Source organism: Pseudotabrizicola formosa (assembly GCF_002900965.1).
Lineage (GTDB): Bacteria > Pseudomonadota > Alphaproteobacteria > Rhodobacterales > Rhodobacteraceae > Pseudotabrizicola > Pseudotabrizicola formosa.
This window is the reverse complement of record NZ_PJOM01000002.1, coordinates 412,941-427,314: the sequence shown is the minus strand read 5'-3', so window position 1 is coordinate 427,314 and position 14,374 is coordinate 412,941. Positions and strand designations below refer to the sequence as shown.

The following is a 14,374-nucleotide window of genomic DNA, read 5'->3' as shown; positions in this document are numbered from 1 at the left end:
CATAGCAATTGATGACGAGCATATACTCACTGTACAAGCCAAGGACAGCCCCAACAATGAGACAATCTTGTCAAGATCTATAGATCGCAAAGCCCTTTCTGTTAAGAAACTTGCTGAACAAGGATTTAGTCAACTTCGAGGGGCTATTAAAGTGATCCAAGATGGGCCCTTGGAATTAGTAACTGACCTTTCCGAGATAACTGTGTCTTTGGAGGGCAGGACGGTTTACGGCATCGTTGTCGTTAAAAGAAGTCTTCCCGCAGCATAATAATTGGTACGTAGATATGGCTTATGCTCTGACCAAGGATAAGGGCATGATGAGTATTCTTCCATCGTATCGACAATTACATGAGTTAACCCATCACTTGGCAACGGGGAAAGATCTGGTGGCCGCTCTTACTATGATCTTCTACCAAGCTCGTGAACATGGTCAGTTTGCTGATATTTTCTTCAGAGATGAGAAGAGATCAGCACATTACAGCTTTCCAGTAAATTCATAAACTTCTCCTGCATAACTGCTGTCAGTGACGATAGGCGTAAATTTTCTATCTAAGCACAACCGAATTTACGACCTGCCATTCTCCGTCATCATGAATGATCGAAGAGGCCGTTCGTTGAAGTCCGCAAGAATGGGAAGTAATTCGATGTTGCGGCACTTGCGATCTTGAGAGAACACTGCCTGAGGAAGCAACCGTAAAATTGAGGCCGGTGAATTCAAGTATTTCATCTTGCACCTGATATTGCATTCTCCTACCCTGTCTTCCCAAACATCGTCCCAGCAACCTTTATTGCATCATATCTCGTGTCCTCAAGGATTTGAGCATAAATGGTGGTCGCGGGTGAGTTTGGAGCGTGTAGCAGCATCGAACCCACTACATGTAACGGAACACCATTCTTGAGCAGCATGGTCGCAAAGGTGTGCCGCAACTTATAAATCGTCAGCTTTCCCGTTCCCTGCGTCTCAAAGCGATTTTTATACTTATTGAAGATATCGCGGTGATCAGCTTCTGAAATCTGTCTGTCAGACCGCATCGAACGCGGCCCTAAGGGTGGAATTGCATATCGAGACCTAGGATTTGCATCTGAGGCCGCTTTCAGAACATCATATGCACCATCATGCAGTGGAACCGTTTCATAAGCGGATGCTGTTCTCTTGTCCGTTTTATGCTGACGAACAACGAGTTCTTTTCTTTCCCAGTCAACAAAATTTCTTTCACCATCATCTTTCTTGAGAAGGCTCCTCAAAATAATTGGACGCTGGCCGGTCATTAGGACCATCAGCAAAAATCTGACATGGTTATGGTCCGCTTCTTCGAAGTTCTCGAGACTACCAAAGAATTTAAAGGCTTCCTGTGCACCATTATCAGTCAGAACAACACGAGATACCTTTTCTGGAAACGGTTTAATATTTCGAATAATATTATGTGTCAGGCGTCCCTCCTTGATCTCGCGATCAAAACACATAACGAGTTCTTTGCGAACACGATTAAACGAAACTTTTCGATCTACGAATTTATTCTTGAATGCGATGATATCTTTCTCTGAGACATCTACGCAGTATGCTGTGTCGCCAAAGTGTTCATATACATACTTTTGGTATGTGGTTCTCAAACGACGCTGATGCCGTTCCGTGATGCCATCCTTGTGCTCGCAATGGTTGATCCATGCGTAGCCGATCTGTCCTGGAAGCTCTCCAATACCATCAAGACTGACAGCAATCTGTTCCTTGGTTTTTTCGTCAGAAATTTGCTTGCTTAGGTGCTTTTTGTAGTCTGAGTAGTTCCACCCTTCCCTACCCTTCTGAACGCACTCCATGGCCTCTTGACGGGCCTCGTCGATGTCCCACGAACGATACTTACCTAGCTTGTAATATTTGTTAGAGGTCGAACCATTGGCATGATGCACACGGTAGTAAACGCACAAAATCTTGTCGCCACTGGGCATGACAGAACAAGTGAGTGCGTCACATGCTGTATCTTTGTAGTTTTCTCTGGACTTTCCGGGTGTGCAATCGGGTAAGTTGTTGATTGAGTTCCAAGAAAACTTGACGCGATTCGTGGAAAGTTTACCCATATGTCGCTTTCTGACAATCAGTGTCGCAAACGGAGGCCGTTAGCAAATGTTAGCATCGTCCCTTGCCAGATTTAATATTTGCTTAATCCTTAGGTGTCAACAACAGCACCCGATTTCGTGCCAAAACACTGAAACGTATAGAAATTTCTTGCCAATACTCAAAAGTGGGTTCTGTCGGCTGCTAACAAAAACAAAGCGCGGGTGACCTTCTGGCACCCGTCGCAGCGAAAATAACACGGCAACGCCCCCGCGAGAGGGGCACAACACGGAGGTCTGGAAATGAAGAAGACGATGTTTGCGGCCAGCATGCTGGCACTTTCGGCCGGAATGGCCAGCGCCGAGGATGTGACGCTGCAGTTGAAATGGGTGACGCAGGCGCAGTTCGCCGGCTATTACGTCGCCAAGGACAAGGGGTTCTATGAAGAAGAGGGCCTGAACGTCACCATCAAGCCGGGCGGCCCCGATATTGCGCCAGAGCAGGTGATCGCCGGCGGCGGCGCCGATATCATCACCACCTGGATGCCTGCCGCTTTGGCGGCGCGCGAGCGGGGCTTGCCGCTGGTGAACATCGCGCAGCCCTTTGCCGATGGCGGGTTGAAGTTCACTTGCCTGAAAGAATCCGGCGTCACCACCACCGCCGATTTCCCGGGCCGTACGATGGGGGTCTGGTTCTTTGGCAATGAATACCCGTTCTATGCCTGGATGGCGAAGCTGGGTCTGGCCACCGATGGGTCTGAGGGCGGGGTGACGGTGCTGAAACAGGCGTTCAACGTCGATGCGCTGCTGCAAAAGCAGGCCGATTGCATCTCGGTCATGTCGTATAACGAATATGGTCAGGTCATTGACGCGGGCATCACCGAGGATCAGCTGGTGACCTTCACCTATGCCGATGAGGGCGTGGGCGTGCTGGAAGACGGGCTCTATGTGCTGGAAGACCGGCTGGCCGACCCGGCCTTTGTCGAGACCATGGCGAAATTTGTCCGCGCCTCGATGAAGGGCTGGAAATATGCCGAAGCCAACCCGGATGAGGCCGCGCAGATCATCGTCGACAATGACGATTCCGGCGCGCAGCGGCTGGAGCACCAGCAATACATGATGTCGGAGGTCGCCAAGCTGACCGCAGGCAGTGATGGCAAGCTGGACCCGGCGGATTATGAGGAAACCGTGGCCACCCTGCTGGCCGCCGTGTCGCCCGACAATCCGGCGATCACCAAGGCCCCGGAAGGCATGGCCTGGACCCATGCGGTGACGGATCTGGCGCTGGACTAGGGTTTAGGGTGGCGACGCCCGGAGCATGGTTTCGGGCGTCGCCTTTGCGGAGCCTGCGGACGGGGGGCCAGCCCCCCGGACCCCCCGGGATATTTATGAACAGATAATAGGCATTGCCGCGTCTCAAAATCCTCCTGCCGGAGGCTGCGGCATTGGCCGCCGGGGCCGTCAATCCAGATGATGGCGGATCCGGCGCACCATGAGCCAGACCCCGAGCAGGACCAGCGGGGTCAGCACCGCAAGGCCCATGCCTTTGGACACGCCTGCGGCCTCGGTCAGCGGATAGATCACATAGCTGGCCAGATTGATCGCATAATAGCTGATGGCAACCGTTGACAGCCCTTCGACCGTGCGCTGCAGGCGCAGTTGCACATCGGCGCGGCGGTCCATCGATTCCAGCAATTTCTGGTTCTGGGCCGAGCGGTCCACCTCGACCCTTGTGCTCAGGAGTTCGGCGGCGCGGGCGGCGCGTTCGGCCATGCTGCGCAGCCGGCTTTCCGCCGATTTCACCGTGCGCATTGCCGGATCATAGCGGCGCATCATGAATTCGGCGAAGGTCTGGCGGCCGCCCAGGCGGATTTCGCGCATCACCTCGATCCGCTGGTTCACGATCGCCTCATAGGCGGCGGTGGCGCCAAAGCGGAAAGTGTATTTCACCGACAGGCTTTCCAGTTCTGCCGATATCGCCAGCAGGTCGTGCAGCATCGCCTCGGCGCTGCGCTCGGCGCCGTCGAGCGCGCTCACCAGATCCGAAAGGCGCGGGTCGAGCGCGTTCAGCCGGGTATTCAGATGCCGCACCCGGGGCAACGCCAGCATCGACATGGCGCGGTAGGTTTCCACCTCGCACAGGCGCTGCACGATCCGCCCGATGCGGCGCGGCGAGGTGCCGGCCCGCACGAAGACCGCAAAGCGCATGTGGCCTGCGGCATCGATACGGAAATCGCCCGCCACGATGGCCGCGCCATCCACCACCTTTGACACTGCAAGGCTCTCGCCCACGAACCAGTCTTCCAGCTGGGCCAGGGCCTGGGCCTCATCCTCGGGCATCTGCTCGATGCGGATCAGCACCGAGCACAGCCGCTTGCCCGGGGCCTTTGAGAGCCAGTCTTCGGGGAAGACCGCCGCCTCGGCCGGATCAAAGGGGCGCGCGCCCACACCTTTGCCGAAGACCGAATAGGTCACGAATTCGGTGTGGCTTTCCCATTTCAGCTGGTTGCGCCCGATCTCGCCAAAGAAATGCGTGGCTTCGGGCTGCGGATGGGCGCTGCCGTTGCGGTCCAGCAGATCCAGCAGGTGGCTGCGGTCGCGGTTGCGGTCGCGGTTGGCGGCATCCTCGGGTTCCTTGATCGCCAGATAGACCGCCGTGCCCGGCACCTCGATGGCGGGAAAGGGGCGGGCGTGCAGCTCGTTCACGATGGAGTAGCGCTGCGGATGGTCGGCGAAAGTGGGCATGCGGGGGACTCGTCACAGGGGGGCTCAGCGTTGACTTAGGGCGCGCGCGCAGGTTCGGGAAAGCGAATTGCGGGAATACCGGCGTATGCCGCCCGCCTGTTGCGCGAATGCCAAAGGCCCCGGCAGATGCCGGGGCCTTTGAGGGGGTGTTTCCCAAAAAACGGGCCTCAGTCGATCAGCGGCAGCAGCGCGTCAAGCGACTTTTTCGCATCGCCATAGAACATCCGGGTGTTGTCCTTGTAGAACAGCGGGTTCTCGATTCCCGAATAGCCGGTGCCCTGCCCGCGTTTGGAGACGAACACCTGTTTGGCCTTCCAGCATTCCAGCACCGGCATGCCGGCGATGGGGCTGTTGGGGTCTTCCTGCGCGGCCGGGTTCACGATGTCATTCGAGCCGATGACGATGGCCACATCGGTGGAGGGGAAATCTTCGTTGATCTCGTCCATTTCCAGCACGATGTCATAGGGCACCTTCGCCTCTGCCAAGAGCACGTTCATATGGCCGGGCAGACGGCCCGCGACGGGGTGGATGGCAAAGCGCACCGTCTTGCCCTTGGCGCGCAGCTTGCGCGTCAGTTCCGACACCGATTGCTGCGCCTGCGCCACCGCCATGCCATAGCCCGGGATGATGATGATGCTGTCGGCATCATTCAGCGCCGCCGCGACGCCTTCGGTGTCAATGGCGATCTGTTCACCGGTGACTTCCATCTGCGGGCCGGAGGTGCCGCCGAATCCGCCGAGGATGACAGAGATGAACGAGCGGTTCATCGCCTTGCACATGATATAGCTCAGGATCGCGCCCGAAGAGCCGACCAGCGCGCCGACCACGATCAGCAGGTCATTGCCGAGGCTGAAGCCGATTGCCGCCGCCGCCCAGCCGGAATAGCTGTTCAGCATCGACACCACCACCGGCATGTCGGCGCCGCCGATGCCCATGATCAGGTGATAGCCGATGAAGAAGGCCAGCAGCGTCATCAGGATCAGCGACCAGATCCCGGCGTCGTTGAAATACATCACGCCAAGGATCACCGAGCCAAGCGCCGCCCCTGCGTTGAGCAGATGGCCGCCGGGCAGTTTCTTGGCCGTGGTATCAACCTTGCCCGCCAGTTTGCCAAAGGCCACGACCGAGCCGGTGAAGGTGACCGCGCCGATGAAGACGCCGAGGAACACCTCGACCCGCAGGATCGAGATTTCCACGGCGGTTTTCTTGGCCAGCAGCGCGGCGAAGCCTTCGAGCCCGACGCGGGCGGCAGGGTCCATCGCCAGCACGCGCGACAGTTCCAGATCGGCGTTGAAGCCGACGAAGACCGCCGCCAGACCGACGAGGGAGTGCATCGCCGCCACAAGCTGCGGCATTTCGGTCATCTGCACGCGTTGGGCCACGACATAGCCGATGGCGCCGCCCCCGGCGATCATCAGAAGGGACAGGAACCAGTTGCCCGCCCCCGGCCCCATGAGCGTGGCGACAATGGCCAGCGCCATGCCGACAATGCCGTACCAGACCGCGCGCTTGGCGCTTTCCTGCCCCGAAAGCCCGCCCAGCGACAGGATGAAGAGAATGGCCGCAACAACATAGGCGGCGGTGGTGAATCCGTAATCCATCTTGCCCCCTCCCTTACGATTTCTGGAACATGGCAAGCATGCGCCGGGTGACAAGGAAGCCGCCGAAGATATTGATTCCGGCCATGAAAACGGAAAGCGCCGCCAGCAGGATCACCAGGAACGACCCCGAGCCGATCTGCATCAGCGCGCCAAGGATGATGATGGAGGAGATGGCATTGGTGATGGCCATCAACGGCGTGTGCAAGGAATGCGACACGTTCCAGATCACCTGGAAGCCAACGAAGACGGCCAGCACGAAGACGATGAAATGCTGCATGAAGCTGGCCGGGGCCACGAGGCCAAGGGCCAGCAGCAGCACCGCGCCGATGGCCAGCAGGCCAACCTGATTGCGGGTCTGGGTCTTGAAGGCGGCAATCTCTTGCGCGCGTTTTTCGGCCGGGGTCAGCTCCACCGCCTTGGGCTTGGGCTTGGCCGCCGCAATCGCCGCGACCTTGGGGGGCGGCGGCGGATAGGTCACCGCGCCCTGATGGGTGACGGTGGCGCCACGGATCACGTCATCTTCCATGTTATGCGCGATCACACCGTCTTTCTTTGGTGTCAGATCGGCCAGCATGTGCCGGATGTTGTTGGAATAGAGCGTCGAGGACTGTGCTGCCATCCGGCTGGGGAAATCGGTGTAGCCGACGATGGTTACGCCATTGTCGGTGACGATCTTTTCATCCGGCACGGTCAGGTCACAGTTGCCGCCACGCTCGGCGGCAAGGTCAATGATCACCGAACCCGGCTTCATCATCTGCACCATATCCGCCGTCCACAGCTTGGGCGCAGGGCGGCCCGGGATCAGGGCGGTGGTGATGACGATATCCATGTCGGGGGCGAGTTCGCGGAACTTGGCCAGCTGTTTGGCGGCAAAGGCGGGGCTCGAGGGCGCAGCATAGCCGCCGGTCGCCGCACCATCGGGCAGTTCGGAGGCGTCGAATTCTAGGAACACAAAGCTCGCGCCCATCGATTCGATCTGTTCGGCCACTTCGGGGCGCACGTCGAAGGCATTGACGATGGCGCCAAGGCTGGTCGCGGTGCCGATGGCGGCAAGACCGGCCACGCCAGCCCCCACCACAAGCACCTTGGCGGGCGGCACCTTGCCTGCCGCCGTCACCTGCCCGGTGAAGAAGCGGCCAAAGTTGTTGCCCGCCTCGATCACCGCGCGATAGCCCGCGATATTGGCCATTGATGAGAGCGCATCCATCTTTTGCGCGCGGCTGATGCGGGGCACCATATCCATGGCGACCACAGTGGCGCCCTGTGCTGCGACCTGCGCCAGCAGATCCGGGTTCTGGGCGGGCCAGAAGAAGGAAATCAGGGTCTGGCCCGATCTCAGCAGCTTGGCCTCTTCCGCCTCGGGGCCGCGCACCTTGACCACCACATCGGCGGCGTCGTAGAGCGCCTGCGCCGAGGCCACGACCTCAACCCCGGCCTTTTCGTAGGCCGCGTCGGAAAATCCGGCCTTTGCCCCTGCCCCGGATTCGATCACGCAAGCATGGCCCAGTTTGATCAGCTGAAGCGCCGACTCCGGCGTCATGGCGACACGGTTTTCGCCCTCGAATATCTCTTTCGGTGCCCCGATCTTCACAGTATCTCCCCCGATGTTCAGGTCAGCGCCGCGCGTCAGGCGCAGGTCCGCTTCTCTATTGCGGTCCTATGAGCGCCGCGCAAGATTATTTCATAGACTTCTGGTCATTTGCGGCATTTCTATCGCAAACTGCGACCAAACCAGCGCCCGGTGCGGGCGGCCCACTGCGTATAGGCCGGGCCAAAGGCTGCCCTGAGCACCTTTTCCTCGCGCAGGATGAAGCGGTGCTGGATCAGGAACATGAAGCCGAACACCAGCGGCACGGCGACCGGCACATCCCACCACAGGATGGCTGCCGACAGGATCAGCGCATCCGCCAGATAGATCGGGTTGCGCGACCAGGCAAAGAGCCCGCCGGTCACCAGCGTCTGCGGCTGTCTGCGCGGGACCACGGTGGTGCGGGCGGTCAGCAATTGCGTGACCGCCGCCGCCATCAGCCCCAGTCCTATGACCCCAAGGGCCGCGCCGGCCTGTCGCCCCGAGGGGCCGAACAGGCCCCAGGGCATGAGCTGGTCAAATCCCCAGACCACGAGCATGCACAGCGCAAGCCAGACCGGCGGCAGGTCGATCCAGTCGGTCAGGGTCTTTGGCATTGCAGCGCTCCGTGTCCTATGTCACCGGACTATGTCCACTCTTGTCGCAAAGGCAACACGCAAGGCCGCTGGCGCGGCGCTGTGACCGCGCCGCTTGCCCCATTGTCAGCGCGACAGGAATCACGCAAATGTGCGCAAGATGAACAGCCGTGCGCAGACAACCAAGGAACGCCCGCCGATGCCCACCGATTTCGCCGCCACCCGCGCCCGCTTTCACCTGCCGCAGGGCGTGATCTATCTGGACGGCAATTCGCTGGGGCCGCTGCCGCGCGCCGCCGCCGCGCGGGTTGCGGCCTGCGTGACCGAGGAATGGGGCCAGATGCTGATCCGTGGCTGGAACGCGGCAGGCTGGATGGAGCAACCCACAAGGCTGGGGGACCGGATCGGTCGGCTGATCGGCGCAGAACCGGGATCGGTGGTGCTGGGCGATACGCTGTCGATCAAGGTCTATCAGGCGCTTGCCTCGGCGCTGGAGATGGTGCCGGGGCGGCGGGTGATCCTGTCGGATACCGGCAATTTCCCCTCTGACCTGTACATGGCCGAAGGGCTGTGCCGCACTCTTGGGGAAGAGTACCGGCTGGTGACGGTTGCCCCCGAAGAGGTGGCGGCGGCGATCACCGAAGAGGTGGCGGTGCTGATGCTGACAGAGGTGGATTACCGCAGCGGGCGCAAACATGACATGGCGGCGCTGACGGCGCTTGCGCGGGACAAGGGCGTGATCACGGTCTGGGATCTGGCGCATTCGGCGGGGGCCCTGCCGGTGGATCTGGCGGGCTGCGGCGCCGATTTTGCGGTGGGCTGCACCTATAAATACCTCAATTCCGGCCCCGGCGGCCCGGCCTTCATCTATGTGGCCCCCCGGCATCAGGATGTGGTGCGCCCGGCCCTGTCGGGCTGGCTGGGGCATGCGGCGCCCTTTGCCTTTGATCTGCACTACCGCCCCGGCACGGGGGTGGAGCGGATGCGGGTGGGCACGCCGCCGATTTTGCAGCTGGCCGCGTTGGAGGCCAGTCTGGACATCTGGGACGCGGTTGACATGGCCGATCTGCGCGCCCGATCGGTCCAGCTGTGCGAGGCCTTCATTGCGGGGGTAGAGGCCGCCTGCCCCGGCCTGACCCTTGCCTCGCCGCGCGATTCGGCGCAGCGCGGGTCACAGGTCAGTTTCCGCCATCCGGACGGCTATGCCATCATGCAGGCGCTGATTGCCCAAGGCGTGATCGGCGATTTCCGCGCGCCGGATATCCTGCGCTTTGGCTTTACGCCGCTTTATACCTCGGACGCCGATGTGCAGGGCGCAGTGGCGATTCTGGCGCAGATCATGGCCAGTGGCAGCTGGGACCGGCCCGAGTTCAAGGCCCGCGCCAAGGTCACCTGAGCCGTTTTCGCAGCAGGCCGGCGCAGGGGTGCCCGCCCCGGCCTGCGGGCTGTGGCCACCGGCGCCCCCCGGAAATCACAGTTCCGCGAGCGGGTGGCCGAATGCGCGCCGCTTCGCGCAAGGGCTTTGACCTCTGGTAACGGCTCGGTTAGGTTTGCGGTGCTAGCGTCGCGGTCAGCGCCTGCGGGTTTTTTGAATTTCTGACGGGATTTCCATATGTCTTCTTTCGCGCTTCGGGCCTTGCTTGCCATCACCGTCTCGGCAGGCCTCTCTGCCTGTGTGCCCACCACCACAACACCAACCGGTCCGGCAGTGACGGTGCCCGCAGCGGAAACCATGTATCTGGCCACCAAGGACAATGGCATCGACATTCCGGCCATCGATCCGGCCAAGGTGCCCGACCAGTTCAAGCGGCAGGTGGTCGATTTCCCGACCGAAGAAGTGCCGGGCACGGTGATCATCAATCCGGCGACCAAGCATCTGTATTTCATCACCGGCAAGAACAAGGCGATCCGCTATGGCATCGCGGTCGGGGCGGCGGGCTTTCAGTGGTCGGGTCAGGCGCTGGTGACCAATCGTCGCCAATGGCCGACCTGGACCCCGCCGAAAGAGATGATCGAGCGCAAGCCCGAGCTGTCGAAATGGGAAAAGGGCCAGCCCGGCGGGCCGACCAATCCACTGGGATCGCGCGCGCTGTATCTGACCACCAATGGTGTGGATTATGGCTACCGCATCCATGGCACGCCGGAATGGTGGTCGATCGGGCGCAATGCCTCTTCGGGCTGCATCCGCATGATCAATCAGGATGTGATTGATCTGTACAACCGCGTGCCGGACGGGGCCAAGGTCATCGTGCTGACCGCCAGCGGCCAGATGCCCAAGGGCCTGACCCTGCCACCGCCCGCGCCGAAAAAGAAGAAAGCCGAAGCGGCGGAACCGGCGGTTGCGACCACGGCAGAGGCTGATGGCAGCGTGACACCTGCAGCGGTGACGGGGCCAATGTCCACGGCACCGACGGCCTGGCCCAGCCTGCCAACCCCCGCCGCGGTGTCGCCGGCGCTGATCACACCGGCAGCGCCATCGGCGCCGGCCGCGACCACGACCCCTGCGGCCACGGCGGCCACACCTGCCCCCGTGGCGCCGGCCACATCGGCACCCGTGGCCCCGGCCTCGCCTGCCCCCGCCGCAGCGACGCCCGCAGCGCCGGCAGCCACCCCGGCCCCGGCTTGCGCCGTGCCGCTGGTGAATGGCTTGTGCCCGCAGGGCTGAAGGGACCGGACAGAGCGCAAAACGCGCGCACCCTGTGGTGCGCGCGTTTTTTCATGCCCAGATGGTCTATGCCCGCTGCCCGGCGCGGTCAGACCAGCCAGCGATCGTAATCGCTGACCAGCAGATGGGTGGGGGCCACGTCTTCCTCGATCTCGGCAAAGCGGCCGATGGGTTCGACAAACACATTGTCGGTCAGATCGTCATTGACGGTGGACACCTCGCCGATCAGCACATCGCCGCCCTCACCCCAGAAGGCATGCCAGTCGCCGGGCATCAGCGTCACACTCTCACCCGGGGCCAGTTTCAGTTTCTCGCCCGGGGCATAGGCGCGCTCCAGCCCGTCGCAGCGTACCATGCCGCCCCGGTCGCGGGCAAAGCGGCCCTGATCATCGCTGCCATAGAGCTCGACCACCAGCGTGGCCCCGCCCCGGTTGATGATGTCCTCGGCCTTGATGACATGGGTGTGCATCGGCGACAGCTGATCCTGCCGCGAGATCAGCAGCTTTTCGGCATAGCACATGCCGCCGCCACGCTGCAGATCGGCAAGCGCGCCATTGCGCAGGGTGAACAGGAACAGGCCCATCTCGTCAAACCGGCCCTGCCCGTAATCGGTGATGTCCCAGCCCATGCGGGAGGCGATGATCCGCCCCGCCTGCGCCTTGTGCGCGACGAACTGGTCAGGCGTCCAATAGGCAAAGGGTGGCAGGACAAAGCCGAAATGGCGGATCATGTCATCGGCCTGCGCCATGATGTCATTGATGCGCGAACGGGTCATGGAATGGGTCACGGCAGCCTCCCTGTGGAACCGCCGCCGTTATAGCGCAAGGGTTAGCGCAAACAAGCGGTCAGGCGCTGCGCAAGGCCACGGGCCGGCGTCCCGCCGCCCAATCGGCCACCGCACGGCCAAAGGCGGCGAACAGCGGGCGCGACACCGGGTCGCCTGCCGCATTCCATTCCGGGTGCCATTGCACCGACAGGGTAAAGCCCGGCGCGCCCTGCACATAGATCGCCTCGGGCGTGCCATCGGGGGCGGTGCCGTCGATCACGATGCGGGCACCGGGGCGGTTGATGCCCTGACCGTGCAGCGTGTTGGTCATCACCTCTTGCGCGCCCATCAGCTGATGGAACACCCCGCCCGGGGTGAAGCGGACCGTATGGCGCAGGGCGAATTTCTCCTCCAGCGTGCCATCGGGGGGCATGCGGTGGTTCATCCGGCCCGGCAGGTCGCGGATTTCGGGGTAAAGCGTGCCACCCATCGCCACATTCACCTCCTGAAAGCCGCGGCAGATGCCGAACACCGGCTGGCCCCGTTCGACACAGGCCCGCACCAGCGGCAGGGTGATCGCATCGCGGCAGCGGTCAAAGCTGCCATGGGCGGGGGTTTCATCCTCGCCATATTCGCTGGGGTGCACATTGGGGCGCCCGCCGGTGAGCAGGAAGCCGTCGCACAGATCGAGCAGCTCTTCGACCACCACAAGGCGGGGGTCGGAAGGGATGATGATGGGCAGGCAGCCTGCGACTTCGGCCACCGCTTCGGAATTCATCGTGCCCCCGGCGTGGACCGGATAGGTCTCGTTCAGCAGGCTCATATTGCCGATGATGCCCACCACGGGGCGGCGGGTTGCCGGAGGAGTCATAGACGTGCAGCCATGTTCATGTTCCATGGCGTCACAATAGGCCCAAACCCGGGCCGGGCCAAGTCTGCACCCGCGCACAGCCCATCCGCACCCCGGCGGCAGGGGCGGAATAAGCCGTGGATGCGGGCAAAACGGGCAGATGCCGCGCGCCTGCCTTTGGGCCGCGCCCTTTCGCGCTTCAGCCCGCAGCGATGACCCGGGCGGCGGCGTCCAGCGCCCCGGCCCCATGCGGAATGTCGAGCGCCACCATGCCGGCCTGCATCACCGCCAAAGCCCCCAGCGTCATATGCGCATTCACATGGCCCATATGCGCCACCCGCAAGAACCCATGCCAGGCCGGATCAGAGGGCAGCGCCATGCCAAGGCCGATGCCCAGCGTGACCCCGGCCTGCGCTTCGGTCCAGTCGCGCAGGCGCGTGGCATCGGGGGCGCCCAGCCTTGCCGCCGTGACCGCGCGCGAGCGGTATTTCGGATCTGCCACATTCAACCCGATGCGCGGATGGCCCACCCCCCAGGCGTCAAACGCGGCCCAGACGCTGCGCGCCAGAACCTCATGCCGGGCCCAGACCTGAGCCATCCCCTCTTCATGCAGCATGGTCAGCGCCTCGCGCAGGCCAAAGAGGTGGTGCGTGGGCGCGGTGCCGGCCCAATATTGCCAGAACTCTTCCGGCTCGGCGCGTTTGCGCCAGTCCCAATAGGGGGTGCGCAGATCGGCCTTGGCCCCGGCGGCACGGGCCTTTTCCGAGAACCAGACAAAGGACATGCCCGGCGGGGTCATCAGCCCCTTCTGGCTGGCGGCCACGGTCAGATCGATGCCCCAGGCGTCCATATGGTATTCGTCGCAGCCCAGCGAGGCGATGCAATCGACGCACAGCAGCGCCGGATGCCCGGCCGCATCCATCGCCGCGCGCAGGGCGGGAATATCGGTCAGGATGGAGCTGGAGGTATCGACATGCGTGGTCATCACCGCCTTGATCCGGCCCTCGCGGTCGGCGCGCAGCCGGGCCTCGACCCGGGCCATGTCAACCGGCGTGCTCGTGCCGAAATCCATCACCTCGACCTCGACCCCCATGGCGCGCGCGCTTTCCGCCCAGCCCAGGCCAAAGCGCCCCGTGGCCAGCACCAGCGCCAGATCGCCGCGGCTGAACAGGTTGGCATTCGCCGCCTCCCATGCCGCATGGCCATTGCCGATAAAGGCCGCCACATGCTGCGTGGTCCCTGCCACCGCCCGCAGATCGGGCCACATCTGCGCCACCATCTCGGTCAGATCGCCCGCATAGATATTGGGGGCTGCACGGTGCATGGCATTGAGCACCCGGTCGGGCATCACCGAAGGGCCGGGGATGGCCAGATAGGGGCGTCCGCGCGAAAGGTCTGGCCGGGTGGAATTGGGTTGCGTCATCATGCGCCTCTGGCTGTCAATCCGCCAATGGCTAGGGCCAGTCTGCGGCAAGGTCAATCTGCCCCGCGCCGAATTGCGGGCCGGTCCTTGCGGCGGCAGCGGCTTTGCCATT

12 protein-coding genes are annotated in these 14,374 nt (G+C 62.1%); 4 read left to right on the top strand and 8 right to left on the bottom strand.

All coding sequences use genetic code 11. The features are described 5' to 3' along the window. The first annotated feature begins 314 nt into the window (after window positions 1-314). A complete protein-coding gene (locus CXR43_RS17700; protein ID WP_146036472.1) occupies window positions 315-500 on the top strand; it encodes a hypothetical protein in 186 nt (61 codons plus the stop codon). A gap of 250 nt (window positions 501-750) precedes the next feature. Here the strand turns inward: CXR43_RS17700 and CXR43_RS06125 are convergent, their stop codons facing one another. Beyond that, window positions 751-2,073 (bottom strand): tyrosine-type recombinase/integrase, encoded by a 1,323-nt coding sequence (locus CXR43_RS06125; protein WP_103333174.1) that lies wholly within the window; start codon window positions 2,071-2,073, stop codon window positions 751-753. 279 nt (window positions 2,074-2,352) lie between these two features. Here CXR43_RS06125 and CXR43_RS06120 point away from each other — a divergent pair, with 279 nt between their 5' ends. After that, on the top strand, window positions 2,353-3,342 hold the full coding sequence (locus tag CXR43_RS06120; protein WP_103333173.1) for an ABC transporter substrate-binding protein: 990 nt from the start codon (window positions 2,353-2,355) through the stop codon (window positions 3,340-3,342). Window positions 3,343-3,510: 168 nt separating this feature from the next. Here CXR43_RS06120 and CXR43_RS06115 read toward each other — a convergent pair whose 3' ends face one another. From CXR43_RS06115 to CXR43_RS06100, 4 genes are all read right to left on the bottom strand, one after another. Then, on the bottom strand, window positions 3,511-4,794 hold the full coding sequence (locus tag CXR43_RS06115) for a DUF3422 family protein (RefSeq protein ID WP_103333172.1): 1,284 nt from the start codon (window positions 4,792-4,794) through the stop codon (window positions 3,511-3,513). A 167-nt stretch (window positions 4,795-4,961) separates the two neighbouring features. Next, complete coding sequence (locus CXR43_RS06110) at window positions 4,962-6,395, bottom strand: NAD(P)(+) transhydrogenase (Re/Si-specific) subunit beta (protein ID WP_103333171.1); 1,434 nt, start codon at window positions 6,393-6,395, stop codon at window positions 4,962-4,964. A 13-nt stretch (window positions 6,396-6,408) separates the two neighbouring features. Continuing rightward, on the bottom strand, window positions 6,409-7,986 hold the full coding sequence (locus CXR43_RS06105; protein ID WP_103333170.1) for a Re/Si-specific NAD(P)(+) transhydrogenase subunit alpha: 1,578 nt from the start codon (window positions 7,984-7,986) through the stop codon (window positions 6,409-6,411). 119 nt (window positions 7,987-8,105) lie between these two features. Next, window positions 8,106-8,579: a methyltransferase family protein gene (locus CXR43_RS06100; protein WP_103333169.1), complete on the bottom strand. Its 474-nt coding sequence runs from the start codon at window positions 8,577-8,579 to the stop codon at window positions 8,106-8,108. Window positions 8,580-8,757: 178 nt separating this feature from the next. Here CXR43_RS06100 and kynU point away from each other — a divergent pair, with 178 nt between their 5' ends. Beyond that, window positions 8,758-9,954, top strand: coding sequence for a kynureninase (gene kynU, locus CXR43_RS06095; RefSeq protein WP_103334053.1), 1,197 nt, complete (start codon window positions 8,758-8,760; stop codon window positions 9,952-9,954). Between the two features lie 216 nt (window positions 9,955-10,170). Continuing rightward, entirely contained in the window at window positions 10,171-11,223 is a 1,053-nt protein-coding gene (locus tag CXR43_RS06090) for a L,D-transpeptidase (protein ID WP_103333168.1), read from the top strand. Between the two features lie 88 nt (window positions 11,224-11,311). Here CXR43_RS06090 and CXR43_RS06085 read toward each other — a convergent pair whose 3' ends face one another. From CXR43_RS06085 to CXR43_RS06075, 3 genes are all read right to left on the bottom strand, one after another. Then, window positions 11,312-11,998 carry a D-lyxose/D-mannose family sugar isomerase gene (locus CXR43_RS06085; protein ID WP_103333167.1) on the bottom strand — a complete coding sequence of 229 codons (687 nt, stop codon included), beginning with the start codon at window positions 11,996-11,998 and terminating at the stop codon, window positions 11,312-11,314. Between the two features lie 70 nt (window positions 11,999-12,068). Then, window positions 12,069-12,860 (bottom strand): gamma-glutamyl-gamma-aminobutyrate hydrolase family protein, encoded by a 792-nt coding sequence (locus tag CXR43_RS06080; RefSeq protein ID WP_168219764.1) that lies wholly within the window; start codon window positions 12,858-12,860, stop codon window positions 12,069-12,071. A 178-nt stretch (window positions 12,861-13,038) separates the two neighbouring features. Further along, window positions 13,039-14,262, bottom strand: coding sequence for a pyridoxal-phosphate-dependent aminotransferase family protein (locus tag CXR43_RS06075; RefSeq protein ID WP_103334052.1), 1,224 nt, complete (start codon window positions 14,260-14,262; stop codon window positions 13,039-13,041). Window positions 14,263-14,374 lie beyond the last annotated feature (112 nt).